The following is a 13,028-nucleotide window of genomic DNA, read 5'->3' as shown; positions in this document are numbered from 1 at the left end:
TCCACGCCAAAAACGATGACAAGCATCGCCACTGCCGGTACTATTGGGCTCACAACAAACGGTTTTCAAAGGTATTGGATGGCTAACTTTATACCCACACAATCTGGATTTCCTATGCACAGACCCCGCCGCATGCGGAAAGATGACTTTTCCAGACGTCTGATGCGCGAGAATCAGTTGCATGTGAACGACCTGATTTACCCGTGTTTTGTTTTGGAAGGCAATAAGCAACGTGAAGCCGTGACGTCGATGCCTGGCGTTGAGCGTCTCAGCATTGACCTATTACTCAAAGAAGCAGAAACCATTCAAACACTCGGTGTACCGATGATGGCGCTGTTTCCTGTCACTGCCAGCGAAAAAAAGTCACTCGATGCAGCAGAAGCTTATAACCCCGAGGGGCTGGCTCAGCGTGCCGTTCGGGCATTACGTAGCGAGTTTCCTGAACTAGGCATAATGACCGATGTTGCCTTGGATCCGTTTACTACGCATGGCCAAGATGGCTTGATCGATGATGACGGTTACATCATCAATGATGAAACCGTCGAGGTTTTAATTAAACAGGCTTTATCGCACGCTGAAGCAGGCGCTCAGGTTGTCGCGCCCTCGGATATGATGGATGGTCGTATTGGCGCTATCCGTGAAGCTCTCGAGTTTAACGGCCATATCCATACACGAATCATGGCTTACTCGGCTAAATATGCATCCAGCTTTTATGGCCCTTTTCGCGATGCGGTTGGCAGTGCCAGTAACTTGGCCGGTGGTAATAAGTACGGTTACCAAATGGATCCAGCTAACAGTGATGAAGCTTTACACGAAGTGGCTTTGGATATTCAGGAAGGCGCCGATATGGTGATGGTCAAACCCGGCATGCCCTATTTAGATGTACTGTATCGGGTGAAACACACCTTCCAGAAACCGACCTTTGTGTATCAAGTCAGTGGCGAATACGCGATGTTAAAAGCGGCTGTATTGAATGGCTGGCTCAGCGATGATGCGGTGATGGAGAGTCTACTTGCATTCAAACGTGCAGGCGCCGATGGCATTCTCACCTATTTTGCTAAAGATATTGCGCAACAACTCAAAGCCTAAAAGTTGGCCAAAGAGCCAACAGAGATTTAAGAGATAGATTTTATTTATGACAGACAACTATGCCGTCATCGGCAATCCTATCAGTCACAGCAAATCACCACTGATTCATTCTGAGTTTGCCAGACAGACTGAGCAAGACATGGCATATACCGCGATTGAAGTACCTTTAGATGGCTTCACCAATAGCCTCAAACAGCTACGAGATGTGCTTAAATTGAGAGGCATCAACATCACCGTGCCATTTAAAGAGCAAGCTTGGCAGCAGATTGAAAATAAATCGGAACGAGCCATGCGTGCTGGCGCTATCAACACCATTCTGTTTAATCGAGATGGGTCAATGTATGGCGAAAATACCGATGGTATTGGTCTTTGCCAAGATCTGACCGTCAATCACGCTGTTAGCCTCAAAGATAAACGCATCCTTTTACTGGGTGCGGGAGGCGCGGCACGCGGTGTGGTTGAACCTATTCTCGCTTACCAACCCGAAGCATTGTTTATCGCCAATCGAACGGCATCCAAAGCGGAACAACTGGCCACAATTTTTGCCGAGTTAGGTACTGTTCGGGGTGGTGGTTTTGACGATATCACAGCTCAGTTCGATGTGGTGATTAATGCCACTGCAGCCAGTTTACAAGGTGACGTGCCTCCACTACCGGATAATCTGCTCGCCGATAACGCCTGTTGCTACGACATGATGTACAGCGACAATGATACGGCCTTTATCACCTGGGCAAAAAACCATGGCGCAGCAAAAGCAATTGATGGTTTAGGCATGCTGGTGGAACAAGCGGCAGAAGCCTTTCGTTTGTGGCGTGGTATTAAACCAGCTACTAATCACGTCATCGACATGATCAAAAATAACGATAGCGACGTAAATTAAGGCAGGATTGAAAAATATCCTCACCGCAGTACGAATTAATTGATTATTGTTTTGTAACTGAGATGAGGATAAAGGGGAAAAATATGCCCCACAGTGTCGGTACGAACGGGGTTCTTGAACCAAGGGGTCCAAGAGGGAAACTTCATGAGGATGGCAAACTTCCCGTCAAAAGCGGGCCTGTTTTTCAACCTCGTCATATCAGTTTCCTTAAGCATTTGCTTATCGGCTCAAGACACGCTTGTCGCTATCGAGCACCGCAGGGACATAACTAAATTGTACGCAAGTTCTTGTCTGTTCGTTCAAGTTTTTTCAGAGTTCTAGTTGCCTATCTTCATCCAAAAAAGCGCTAACTCGCTCTTTAAGTTGCATAATTTTATTATTCACTTTTTCCATGTCATGACCTTCATCATGCTGGAAGACAATCAGCTCGTGCGCTAAATTCAAGGCGGCCATTACTGCAATACGGTCAACACCAACCACCTTGCCAGAATCGCGAATCTTTTTCATATTGTCATGAACCAGCCTCGCAGAAGACATCAACGCTTCTTTTTCTTCTTCCGGGCAGGCAATTTGATATTCCTTACCGAGAATATTGACGGTTACCGGTGAACTCATAATTCGCTATCCAATCCTTTTAATCGGCTGACCATCTTTTCGATACGGCCGCGTGCTACATCAGTTTTCTCAATGAGCTGAGCACGTTCAGTCAACCACGCTGCCTGCTGAGATCGCAGTAACATGTTTTCTTCCCGCAAACGGCGACTGGTGCGAAGTAGTTCATCTACTTGCTGTTCCAATTGTTGAATCGCATTTTTATCCATTAATATGAGTTCTTGACTGTGCGAGAATAAGGCTAACTATAGACGCGGCCTGCCGACCGGGTCAACAACTGTCATAATAGTCAGCATTCAGGGTCTAATGAGTTACGACTGATTATGGCTATCTACATTACAACATTCAGGTTTTATTTATGTCACAACTTTACTTTCCTTCATTGTCACCGGATAAACAGACTGGTGACGGTCCTGCCACTCTGGCCGAGCTTCAAGGCGCATTATGCGGCTTACTTTGTATGGATTCTATGGCTGACCGCACAACTTGGTATAAAAAGTTATTTGATGACTTCGCGCCAGCTGAAGAAGAAAAACTGGATTTAACGCATTTATTTGATGACACTATTCAGGCACTCAACAGTCTCGACTTTGACTTCCAGATGGAACTGCCCGCTGATAATGCACCGCTCTCATCAAGGCTTTCCGCGCTATCAGACTGGTGTCAGGGGCTTGCCTATGGATTGGGAGCTTCTGGTATGAGCAATGAAACTGAATTGTCTGATGATTGTCAGGAATATGTCACTGATGTCATTAAAATTAGCCAAGTTAGCTTTGATGATGTCGAGGAAAGTGAAGACGAACGCGCTAATTTTGAAGAACTGGTCGAATATCTGCGCATGGGTCTGTTTTTGCTCTATGGCGAAATGCAGCCTGTCGACCCGACCCAAGAAAGCACTGAGCACTAATGTTGAAAAAAGAATTTGCTAAACGTCGGCAGCGACTCATGGAAATCATGGGTGAGGACAGTATTGCTGTGTTACCTAACGCCCCGGTTGCTAACCGTAATCGCGATGTTGATTTTCCTTATCGCAGCGACAGTAACTTTCATTACCTGACCGGGTTTGATGAACCAGAATCCGTCATGGTACTTATCCCGGGACGCGAACATGGCGAATATATTCTATTTTGCCGTGAACGAGACCTAGATAAAGAAATCTGGGATGGATACCGCGCTGGTCAAGAAGGTGCAGTCAGTACCTTCGGCGCGGATGACTCATACCCGATTACCGATCTGGATGATATTTTGCCCGGCCTTGTTGAGGGCAAAGAGAAGGTCTACTACACCATGGGCAATCAGCCCAGCTTTGATCAACATATGGTGACCTGGCTTAATCATCTGCGGCAGGCATCACGTGCCGGCAAACACTCCCCTACCGAAATCATTGAGCTAGAACACTGTCTGAATGAATTACGCTTATACAAAAGCAGTCAGGAAGTGAAAGCAATGCGTCATGCTGCCAAGGCTTCGGTTCAGGCGCATATTCGAGCCATGCAATTCACAGCTTCAGGCAAGTGGGAATATGAAGTCGAAGCAGAATTAATTCACGAGTTTATGAAAAATGGCTGTCGCTCGCCGGCTTACCCATCAATTGTCGGTGGTGGTGAAAACGGCTGCATTCTGCATTACATTGAAAACAGCAATAAACTGAAAAACAATGATTTACTACTCATTGATGCCGGTGCTGAATTTGAATGTTATGCCGCAGATATCACCCGCACATTCCCTGTTAACGGTAAGTTCACCCAAGCTCAAGCGCAGTTGTATCAAATTGTACTGGATGCACAAAAAGCGGCGATTGCTGCGGTAAAACCAGGGAATCACTGGAATCAGCCACATGAAGCGGCCATTGAAGTATTAACGCAAGGATTGGTTGAGCTAGGCTTACTTAATGGTGACGTGCAACAGTTAATTGAGGATGGTGCTTACCGCGAATTTTATATGCATCGCACCGGTCACTGGTTAGGCATGGATGTACACGATGTCGGCGACTACAAGGTCGGCGGTGAATGGCGCTTGCTCGAACCCGGCATGGTACTGACCGTCGAACCGGGCCTGTATATACGCGACCCTGCGCATGTTGATAAAAAATGGCACTTCACCGGCATTCGCATTGAAGATGACGTGTTAGTCACTAAAGAAGGTTGCGATGTCTTAACCGAGGCAGCACCGAAAGAAATCGCAGAGATAGAAGCTTTAATGGCGGAGGCTGCGCACTAAGGTGAAGCAAACTGAGTTCGATTTGTTAATTGTTGGTGGCGGCATGGTCGGTGCCAGTTTGGCCATTGCACTTGAGAACAGTGAGCTCACAATTGGCCTTATCGAAACTCATCCGCTTAAAAGCAACAGCCAACCCAGTTATGACGATCGTGGCATTGCCTTGAGCTATGGTTCACAGCGGATCTTTGACAGTATGGGGTTATGGTCGGATATAGCGGCATATGCGACGCCAATTAAACAGATCCATATTTCTGACCGGGGACGCTTTGGTGTAACACGCTTATCCGCAGATGCTGAACACGTGCCTGCTCTGGGACAAGTGCTTTTAGCCAGAGAATTAGGTTTCCAGCTCAACCAACGATTGCAGCAACAAGCTAACCTGACTTTACTTTGCCCTGCCCAAGTCGAAAAACTAAATCAACATACCGATGCTGTTGAGCTGACATTAAACACCGGACAGCATTACTCAGCTAAATTAGTCGTCGCTGCTGATGGCAAGAACTCTACCATCAGGCAACTTCTGGGTATTGGGAGCTGGCAACAGCAGTACCAACAAACCGCACTCACGGCCAACATTAGTACTGATAAAAAACATCAAGGCTGGGCTTATGAACGCTTTACCGACACCGGCCCCTTGGCGTTGCTGCCCATGTCGGAGAATCGTAGCAGCTTGGTTTGGACCGTCAAAACAGGTGAAGAAAAGGCCTTGCTCGCGCTGAGTGATGCTGATTTTCTTCAGCGTCTACAACAGCGCTTTGGTTATCGTGCCGGACGCTTTGTTCGCGTCGGCCAACGTCACAGTCACCCACTCACCTTGATGCAAGCGGATATGCCGATACAACACCGCATCGTGTTTATTGGTAATGCTGCGCATAGTCTTCACCCTATCGCCGGTCAAGGTTTTAATCTCGGTTTACGCGATGTTGCCGTTTTGGCAGAGCTACTTCACAACGAGCACGACGACTGTGGCAATATGCAAATTTTGCATTGTTATCAACAATGGCGCGAGCAAGATCAGGATCACGTGGTCAAAGCAACGGACAACTTGGTGAAGCTGTTCAGTAACGATATAAAAATGCTGGGACATCTTCGTGGTGCGGGCTTAGCCATTATGGACAACCTGCCGTTCGCCAAACACTGGTTAGCTCAGAAAAGTATGGGCTTAGGTCAAAAACAACCTCGCTTAGGTAGAGGTATGCAGCTATGAACACACACTATGATATTGCAATAGTCGGTGGCGGTATGGTCGGCGCTACCTTGGCATTGGCCCTGTCACAACATGCTGCGTTTCGTATTGCATTGATTGAAGCGAATGCACCCGCCACTTTATCACCTGATGCGCCGTATGATCTGCGTGTCAGCGCATTAACCAGAAGCAGTGAAGTTATCCTGCAAAACCTGAATATTTGGTCACAACTTCCAACGCAACGACTTAGTGCCTTCACCGATATGCGGGTCTGGGAAACCAGTGCCAGTGAGTTGCACTTTAATAGTGCCGATATGGGCGAGCCTTGGCTTGGGCATTTACTGGAAAACCGCGTGCTGCAACAAACCTGCCTCACTGCATGTAAACAGAAAAGTAATATTGACCTCATAAGCCCAGTCAAACCGGTCAGCTATGAACCACATGAGCTTACGCTGGATAATGGGCAACACATACACGCACAGTTAATCGTGGCTGCGGATGGTGCACAATCATTATTAAGAGAATGGTCAGGTATCGCCCAAAAAGGCTGGGCATACCAGCAAAAGGGACTTGTTTGCACCGTCACCACGCAACACAGTCACCAACACACAGCCTGGCAACGTTTCTTAACTGAAGGTCCGCTCGCGTTTTTACCGTTACCTGATGTGCATCAAAGCTCCATCGTCTGGTCTTTAAATACCGATACAGCCGATCGGCTATTAGACGTTTCAGATAAAGCCTTTATTGACGAATTAAACGACGCTTTCGAACACAAGTTAGGGCAGATTACAGCGGTCAGTAAACGTGCGGCGTTTCCACTGCAACTAAGGCACGCAGAAGCTTATATCCAGCCCGGACTGGCATTAGTGGGCGATGCAGCACACACCATCCATCCACTTGCCGGGCAAGGCGTCAACATCGGTTTATTGGATGCCGCCACGCTAAGTGAGGTCGTCATCCATGCCGCCTCTCATGGCCGTGATATTGGCAGCTTGCACACCTTACATAAATATCAACGCCAACGTCGGGCTGATAATGTCTTGATGCAATTGAGCATGGACATGCTTAAACGTGTCTTTACCAGCCAACTGACACCCATCAAGTGGGTTCGTCAGGCTGGTTTGAAGCACGTGAATTCCTCCACGTGGCTAAAAAATGTATTCATGCAGCAAGCAGCCAGTCGTCGTTTTGCCCAACCCACACTGAGCAAACCTTCTATTACTGACTAATCAAACGATTCTGTGATGCATATCGCGGGCTGAGCTTGACCACAAAGAAGCATCAAGGCCTATACTAGCGCCACCCTTTTTTTCGGAGATCGCCACATGATTCGATTCCTGACTCGCCAGTTTATTACCGGTTTAATTACCATCTTGCCTGTAATGCTGACGTTATACCTGGTTTACTGGTTTGTGATCTCGACAGAGCAGGCATTGGGGCAAATCATAAAGTTTATTTTACCAGATGTACTTTATTGGCCTGGTATGGGCTTTGTTGCCGGTATCGGACTGGTATTTGTTATCGGTTTATTAATGCAGGTATACGTGATCAAAGCGCTGTTCAATAAGGTTGAAGAACTGCTTTATCACATGCCATTGATTAAATCAGTCTATGGCGCGATTCGTGATTTCTTCCAATATTTTTCCCCTAATCGTAGCAGCGAGTTCCAACAGGTGGTCGCTGTGCAATTCGATAACGGAATGGAGCTGATTGGCTTTGTGACGCTTAGCTCATCTGAGTCCTTACCCATCGTTGATGGTGATGAAGAAGAACGTGTCTTAGTTTACTTACCGATGAGCTATAACATTGGCGGCTATCCAGTCATGATTGCCAAAAGCAAACTCCGCTCAGTTGATATGACGATGGAACAAGCCATGCGTTTTGTGTTAACTGCCGGGGTAGCATCCAATAATAGCGAGAGTAGTTAAATTGGTAAAAACACTAGCGATGCGGCTCTAACCACAAAGGTTTTGAGTATCCGGCCGGTTTTCTGAGAAATGATCAAAGCCAAGTTGTCTTGGGTGGCGATCATGCGGCCAATCAAACGCTGATAGCTGAGATTACGGGTTTCATCGGATACGCTATCGCTCAAAATCAATAAATTGCCGTCTTTATCGTTATTTTTGGCCAGCAGCCAAGCCGCGATTTCAATATTGCGCGCACTGTTATATAGCTTTTGTTGATCGATTGAGGTGAGATAAAAAAACTCGCTGTGATTGTCATATGACGCCATCAGCATTTTCCGCAAGCCCACAATAAATGCTAACACTCTGTCACCTTGATAATGCTCATCCAATGCTAAGCGAACAATATCCGTCGGTCTTTTGATAGTTTTATATTCAGGGTAGTTAAAATCAAACCGACGCGAAAACGTCAGATCGACACTTTCTTTGATCGTTCGTATTTCGCGATCATAGCGAAGGTTTGGATTACGCTTGTAAAGTTTGACCATTAGCTTTTTCAGATCACGCATAACGGCTTTTTGATGAATTTCTATAACTTCATCAACATCACTTTTTGCCAGTCGGGAAATGCCGCCATTATTAGTTTGTGTGGAATGGCTGCTTGCGCAGCCTGTCAAAAGCCATACACTGCAAAGCAGGATGCTAAACCATCTCATCCAGAAACTGTCCTTGTGCTGAAGTTTTTTGATTCGGGATATCGTCAACAAGCAGATATTGTTGAACCGCTGCAGGCAATAGAGGTTGTTGCTGAGTAGAGGAACTCAGCTGTCTGTCTGAGGCAAAAAAATCACGTACAAACCGTGCTTGCTGACTATCCTGATTAGACGTCGTGGGTAACACGACCGTGGTGTTATCAGCGCGTTCCTTGCTGACAACGGGTTTTAATTGTTCTGTAGTTGCATCAAAAACAACAGGCAAACGCGTATTATTACGCCCATCGGTTGAGCTAATGGGGTAATAATCAGCAGGCCTGTTACTGTTTATCTGCATTGGAATTCATCTTTTCCGGAGCCTTACCTTGCCGTTTGTTATTACGACGTGGACGTCGGCTTTTAGCTGAGTCATTTCTGTTGCGGTTGTGTACCGGTCTTTTCTCAGGTCGTACACGTGGTTTGGGCTCTATTAAGCTTTCATCAGAGGTCGAGGCAACAGGCAATTTATGCTTAATGTAGTCCTCAATTTCAGGTAATGAAAATACAAACTCTTCACAGGCAAAACTAATCGCCACACCACTGGCACCCGCGCGCGCGGTTCGCCCGGTACGGTGCACATAATCTTCTACATCCTGAGGCAGGTCGTAGTTGAAAACATGGGTAACGGCCGGTATGTGTAGACCACGTGCCGCAACGTCAGTGGCAACCAGAAATGGAAACTCACCATCCTGGAAATGTTTCAGCAGTTGCTCACGCTTTTTCTGTGGAACATCACCCGACAACAAGGCAGCTTTGTGTTCGTTGCCTTCTAAATAGCCCCAGACAACATCAGCCGCCTGTTTGGTGTTGACAAAAATAATGCCGCGTTCCGGTTGCAGGCGTTCAATCAGCGCCAGTAACAAAGGTACTTTTTCATCATTTGCAGGGTAGTAGACCCATTCTTCAATGCGATCACCCATCATTTTTTCAGGCGCAACCTGCACTTTTTCAGGGTTATTCATATGTTCATAAGCCAGCTCACTGACTTTATAACTGAGTGTTGCTGAAAACAGCATGCCTAAACGTTTTTCTGGTTTTGGAATACGTCTCAAAAAATAGCGCACATCTTTGATAAAGCCTAAATCGAACATACGATCCGCTTCATCTAACACCATCGCATCAATAAACTTAAGGCTGAACACGCCCTGTTTTTGATAGTCAAGCAATCTGCCCGGCGTGCCAATCAACACATCAACACCTTCAGTGATGTTATCGCGCTGCCGCTGATAGTCTTTACCACCATGCGCAATCGCAATTCTCAACCCCGCCTCGACATTTAGCAGTTCAGCGTCTTTTGCGATTTGAATCGCCAATTCACGCGTCGGCGCTAAGATAAGCGCACGAGGTTGCTTTTTGTCCCAATTATCCGCTGCGGGGATTTCCAATAAGCGCTGAAATGTCGCTAACAGGAAGGCAATTGTTTTACCCGTTCCGGTTTGAGCTTGCCCCGCTACATCGCGGCCTGACAGCAAAAGAGGTAAAGACTGCGCCTGAATCGGCGTACAGAATTCAAAGCCTGCCTGAGCCAATCCGGCCCGCAGGGAAGCGTGGAGCGGCAAACTAGAGAAAGCCTGCTCGGTTAAATGTGCACTCATATAAATACTTGCATTAGCGTTGATGATCGGAAAAAATGTTAGGCTCTATCGCATGGGAGTATAGCCCTACGATACTTTATATACCACTGGAGATGAAACATGAGCGAAAACGTCACCAACGTGACCGATGGCGACTTTGATAGCCAAGTATTACAGTCCGACATGCCTGTTTTGGTTGATTACTGGGCGGAATGGTGTGGTCCTTGCAAAATGATCGCGCCTGTTTTGGAAGAAATCGGTTCTGAATATGCAGGCAAATTAAAGATCTGCAAACTGAACATTGATGAAAATCAGGACACGCCACCGCGCTATGGCATCCGTGGTATCCCGACTCTGATGCTGTTTAAAGGCGGTGAAGTCGAAGCGACTAAAGTCGGTGCACTGACGAAATCACAACTGACAGCGTTCTTAGATAGCAATATTTAAAACGTGTCATCCTCCCCACATCTGATTGATGTGGGGAGGACCCCATCCACTCTTAATTGTCATCCTGACACTGTAAATAGCCCCCTAACAGTGAAGATGGAATGATAATACCGACCCCTATCTGCCTGTCTGGCGCCAAAGGTGCCGGTCTTTAGATGTTATCCGACGCTATGATCAAATAATGGATGTTTCTGAGTTATTAAACGACCTAAACAAACCGCAGCGTGAAGCTGTTGCTGCGCCCTTGGGCCATGCCCGAATTCTCGCCGGTGCCGGAAGTGGTAAAACGCGCGTACTGGTGCACCGTATTGCATGGTTGATTCAAGCGGAAGATTTTTCGCCTGCCAATATTCTGGCTGTTACCTTTACCAACAAAGCAGCCGCGGAAATGCGTGGTCGTATTGAAGATATTCTGGGCTACCCGCCCGGCGGCATGTGGGTGGGCACATTTCATGGTCTGGCGCATCGTCTGCTCCGCTCACATTGGAAAGACGCGGATCTGCCGCAAAGCTTTCAAATTCTCGACAGTGACGATCAACTGCGCATGATCAAACGCATCGTTCGCGCTATGGAGCTTGACGAAGCGCAATGGCCGCCAAAGCAAGCACAGTGGTACATCAACGGTCAAAAAGACGAAGGATTGCGTGCTAAAGATATCCAGGCAGGCAATGATCCTTACTCTCAAAAAATGCTGGCGATTTATCAAGCTTATGAACAAGCGTGTCAGCGCGCTGGCGTTATCGACTTTGCCGAAATTTTACTGCGTAGTCACGAATTATGGCTTAAGCGGCCCGATATTCTGGCGCAATATCAGCAGCGTTTCCGTCAGATCCTGGTCGACGAGTTTCAGGATACCAATACCTTACAATATGCATGGTTGCGTCTGCTAACAGGTCATAGCGGCAATCTGTTTATTGTTGGCGATGACGATCAGTCTATTTACGGTTGGCGCGGTGCCCGCATCGAGAATATTCTCCAATTCGATAACGATTATCCCAACTCCACCACGATCAGGCTGGAACAAAACTATCGTTCCACCGGTAATATCCTTAAAGCTGCCAATGCGGTCATTGCTAATAACAGTGAGCGCTTAGGCAAAGAATTGTGGACAGATGGCGAAGACGGCACACCGATTCAGGTCTATAACGCTTTTAACGAGCGTGACGAAGCCTCCTATCTGGTTTCTCAAATCAACAAATGGGTGGATGACGGTAAGCAACGCAGTGATACTGCCGTTTTATATCGTTCAAATGCTCAATCGCGAGTGATTGAAGAAGCTTTATTACAGGCCAACATGCCCTATCGGGTTTATGGTGGTTTACGGTTTTTTGAACGCGCCGAAATTAAAGATGTATTAGCTTATTTACGTCTCGTCGCAAACCGCCAAGATGATGCGGCATTTGAACGTATTGTGAATACACCTACTCGCGGTATTGGTGCCGCAACGCTAACCCAGCTCAGGCAATACGCCCGCGAGCGTGGCATTACCATGTGGCAAAGCTCGCGAGAAATGCTGGATGCCAAAGCCTTTGCTGCTCGCGCCGGTAATGCCCTGGCAGGATTTATTACCCTTATTGACTCTTTGACGCCCGAACAGCCGGATATGCCACTGCATGAATTAACGCAACTGGTGATTGATGAAACCGGATTACGTGCGCACTTTGCCAAAGATAAATCCGAAAAAGGCCAAGGTCGGATTGAAAACCTTGATGAATTGGCCACTGCCACTCGCCAGTTTGTGCGTCCGCAAGACGAAGAATTTGAAAGCATGTCCGACTTGGATGCATTTTTGTCGCATGCCGCATTAGAAGCCGGCGAAAACCAAGGTGATCGATGGGAAGATTGTGTTCAGCTGATGACCCTGCACTCAGCCAAAGGCTTAGAATTTCCCATGGTGTTTATGGTGGGCATGGAAGAAGGCTTATTTCCAGGGCAGAAATCCAGCGATGATCCGCTAAGGCTCGCCGAAGAACGTCGGCTTTGCTATGTCGGTATGACCCGTGCTCGACAAACCTTGTATTTGCTCTACACCGAGCAGCGCTTCCTCTACGGTCAGGAAATGATACAACGCCCATCACGCTTTTTAAGTGAACTGCCAACGGCCTGTATTGAAGAAGTGCGAGCGCGCAATAATCTTGTCTCACCGAGCTTAGCATCAAAAGGACGCTCAAGCGGCGTAGACACCAATGAAACCGGTCTTAAAACCGGACAACAGGTTCATCATCAAAAATTTGGCAGTGGTATTGTCATTGATACCGAAGGCGCTGGTAAAAATGCACGGGTACAGGTTAACTTTAAACACGCAGGAAGTAAGTGGCTAGTACTGGCTTATGCTAAGTTAGATGTCTTATAACTCAGGAACGA

Annotated in this window: 14 protein-coding genes and 1 other RNA gene; 9 read left to right on the top strand and 6 right to left on the bottom strand. The window is 47.1% G+C overall.

Annotated features, from left to right (window positions below; genetic code table 11):
* The first annotated feature begins 78 nt into the window (after positions 1 to 78).
* A complete protein-coding gene (gene hemB / locus MDMS009_RS10130; RefSeq protein ID WP_043888177.1) occupies positions 79 to 1,089 on the top strand; it encodes a porphobilinogen synthase in 1,011 nt (336 codons plus the stop codon).
* A gap of 46 nt (positions 1,090 to 1,135) precedes the next feature.
* Positions 1,136 to 1,969, top strand: coding sequence for a shikimate dehydrogenase (aroE, locus tag MDMS009_RS10125; protein WP_008291529.1), 834 nt, complete (start codon positions 1,136 to 1,138; stop codon positions 1,967 to 1,969).
* An 81-nt stretch (positions 1,970 to 2,050) separates the two neighbouring features.
* Here the strand turns inward: aroE and ssrS are convergent.
* The 3 genes from ssrS to MDMS009_RS10115 all read right to left on the bottom strand — a co-directional run bounded on the left by ssrS (position 2,051) and on the right by MDMS009_RS10115 (position 2,790).
* A non-coding RNA gene (ssrS, locus tag MDMS009_RS16100) (6S RNA) lies at positions 2,051 to 2,235 on the bottom strand.
* A gap of 43 nt (positions 2,236 to 2,278) precedes the next feature.
* The gene (locus MDMS009_RS10120) at positions 2,279 to 2,584 is read right to left on the bottom strand and encodes a cell division protein ZapA (RefSeq protein ID WP_008291724.1); all 306 of its coding nucleotides are present in this window, start codon (positions 2,582 to 2,584) and stop codon (positions 2,279 to 2,281) included.
* Entirely contained in the window at positions 2,581 to 2,790 is a 210-nt protein-coding gene (locus MDMS009_RS10115) for a TIGR02449 family protein (protein ID WP_008291271.1), read from the bottom strand. The genes MDMS009_RS10120 and MDMS009_RS10115 overlap by 4 nt, the downstream gene beginning before the upstream one ends.
* A gap of 149 nt (positions 2,791 to 2,939) precedes the next feature.
* Between MDMS009_RS10115 and MDMS009_RS10110 the strand changes: the two genes are divergently transcribed.
* The 5 genes from MDMS009_RS10110 (at position 2,940) to MDMS009_RS10090 (ending at position 7,915) form a co-directional block, all read left to right on the top strand.
* On the top strand, positions 2,940 to 3,488 hold the full coding sequence (locus MDMS009_RS10110) for a UPF0149 family protein (protein ID WP_008291563.1): 549 nt from the start codon (positions 2,940 to 2,942) through the stop codon (positions 3,486 to 3,488).
* Positions 3,488 to 4,801: a Xaa-Pro aminopeptidase gene (gene pepP, locus MDMS009_RS10105; protein WP_008291768.1), complete on the top strand. Its 1,314-nt coding sequence runs from the start codon at positions 3,488 to 3,490 to the stop codon at positions 4,799 to 4,801. Before MDMS009_RS10110 ends, pepP begins: the two co-directional genes overlap by 1 nt.
* A 1-nt stretch (position 4,802) precedes the next feature.
* Complete coding sequence (ubiH, locus tag MDMS009_RS10100) at positions 4,803 to 6,008, top strand: 2-octaprenyl-6-methoxyphenyl hydroxylase (RefSeq protein WP_008291429.1); 1,206 nt, start codon at positions 4,803 to 4,805, stop codon at positions 6,006 to 6,008.
* The gene (locus MDMS009_RS10095; protein WP_008291546.1) at positions 6,005 to 7,216 is read left to right on the top strand and encodes a UbiH/UbiF/VisC/COQ6 family ubiquinone biosynthesis hydroxylase; all 1,212 of its coding nucleotides are present in this window, start codon (positions 6,005 to 6,007) and stop codon (positions 7,214 to 7,216) included. The genes ubiH and MDMS009_RS10095 overlap by 4 nt, the downstream gene beginning before the upstream one ends.
* Positions 7,217 to 7,312: 96 nt before the next feature.
* Positions 7,313 to 7,915: a DUF502 domain-containing protein gene (locus tag MDMS009_RS10090; protein WP_008291297.1), complete on the top strand. Its 603-nt coding sequence runs from the start codon at positions 7,313 to 7,315 to the stop codon at positions 7,913 to 7,915.
* Here MDMS009_RS10090 and MDMS009_RS10085 read toward each other — a convergent pair.
* The 3 genes from MDMS009_RS10085 to rhlB are packed head-to-tail and all read right to left on the bottom strand — an operon-like array spanning position 7,912 to position 10,238.
* The gene (locus MDMS009_RS10085) at positions 7,912 to 8,607 is read right to left on the bottom strand and encodes a hypothetical protein (RefSeq protein ID WP_043888176.1); all 696 of its coding nucleotides are present in this window, start codon (positions 8,605 to 8,607) and stop codon (positions 7,912 to 7,914) included. The two genes, MDMS009_RS10090 and MDMS009_RS10085, sit on opposite strands and share 4 nt — an antisense overlap.
* Positions 8,594 to 8,941, bottom strand: a complete 348-nt coding sequence (locus tag MDMS009_RS10080) for a hypothetical protein (protein WP_043888174.1) — start codon at positions 8,939 to 8,941, stop codon at positions 8,594 to 8,596. Before MDMS009_RS10080 ends, MDMS009_RS10085 begins: the two co-directional genes overlap by 14 nt.
* Positions 8,925 to 10,238, bottom strand: a complete 1,314-nt coding sequence (gene rhlB, locus MDMS009_RS10075) for an ATP-dependent RNA helicase RhlB (RefSeq protein WP_043888173.1) — start codon at positions 10,236 to 10,238, stop codon at positions 8,925 to 8,927. The genes MDMS009_RS10080 and rhlB overlap by 17 nt, the downstream gene beginning before the upstream one ends.
* A 99-nt stretch (positions 10,239 to 10,337) precedes the next feature.
* Between rhlB and trxA the strand changes: the two genes are divergently transcribed.
* Both trxA and uvrD read left to right on the top strand, forming a co-directional pair.
* Positions 10,338 to 10,664: a thioredoxin TrxA gene (gene trxA / locus MDMS009_RS10070; RefSeq protein WP_008291434.1), complete on the top strand. Its 327-nt coding sequence runs from the start codon at positions 10,338 to 10,340 to the stop codon at positions 10,662 to 10,664.
* 181 nt (positions 10,665 to 10,845) lie between these two features.
* The gene (gene uvrD, locus MDMS009_RS10065; protein ID WP_008291292.1) at positions 10,846 to 13,017 is read left to right on the top strand and encodes a DNA helicase II; all 2,172 of its coding nucleotides are present in this window, start codon (positions 10,846 to 10,848) and stop codon (positions 13,015 to 13,017) included.
* The last annotated feature ends 11 nt before the right edge of the window (positions 13,018 to 13,028 follow it).

The sequence above is a fragment of the Methylophaga thiooxydans DMS010 genome (assembly GCF_000156355.1).
In the GTDB taxonomy this organism is placed as follows: Bacteria; Pseudomonadota; Gammaproteobacteria; order Nitrosococcales; family Methylophagaceae; genus Methylophaga; species Methylophaga thiooxydans.
The sequence above is the reverse complement of the archived record's forward strand: the minus strand, read 5'-3'. Positions and strand labels throughout refer to the sequence as shown.

Bases quoted from the DNA above. Each gene is read 5' to 3' on its own strand.
- hemB (WP_043888177.1), top strand. From the start codon at position 79: ATGGCTAACTTTATACCCACACAATCTGGATTTCCTATGCACAGACCC.
- aroE (WP_008291529.1), top strand. From the start codon at position 1,136: ATGACAGACAACTATGCCGTCATCGGCAATCCTATCAGTCACAGCAAA.
- MDMS009_RS10120 (WP_008291724.1), bottom strand. From the start codon at position 2,584: ATGAGTTCACCGGTAACCGTCAATATTCTCGGTAAGGAATATCAAATT.
- MDMS009_RS10115 (WP_008291271.1), bottom strand. From the start codon at position 2,790: ATGGATAAAAATGCGATTCAACAATTGGAACAGCAAGTAGATGAACTA.
- MDMS009_RS10110 (WP_008291563.1), top strand. From the start codon at position 2,940: ATGTCACAACTTTACTTTCCTTCATTGTCACCGGATAAACAGACTGGT.
- pepP (WP_008291768.1), top strand. From the start codon at position 3,488: ATGTTGAAAAAAGAATTTGCTAAACGTCGGCAGCGACTCATGGAAATC.
- MDMS009_RS10095 (WP_008291546.1), top strand. From the start codon at position 6,005: ATGAACACACACTATGATATTGCAATAGTCGGTGGCGGTATGGTCGGC.
- MDMS009_RS10090 (WP_008291297.1), top strand. From the start codon at position 7,313: ATGATTCGATTCCTGACTCGCCAGTTTATTACCGGTTTAATTACCATC.
- MDMS009_RS10085 (WP_043888176.1), bottom strand. From the start codon at position 8,607: ATGAGATGGTTTAGCATCCTGCTTTGCAGTGTATGGCTTTTGACAGGC.
- MDMS009_RS10080 (WP_043888174.1), bottom strand. From the start codon at position 8,941: ATGCAGATAAACAGTAACAGGCCTGCTGATTATTACCCCATTAGCTCA.
- rhlB (WP_043888173.1), bottom strand. From the start codon at position 10,238: ATGAGTGCACATTTAACCGAGCAGGCTTTCTCTAGTTTGCCGCTCCAC.
- trxA (WP_008291434.1), top strand. From the start codon at position 10,338: ATGAGCGAAAACGTCACCAACGTGACCGATGGCGACTTTGATAGCCAA.
- uvrD (WP_008291292.1), top strand. From the start codon at position 10,846: ATGGATGTTTCTGAGTTATTAAACGACCTAAACAAACCGCAGCGTGAA.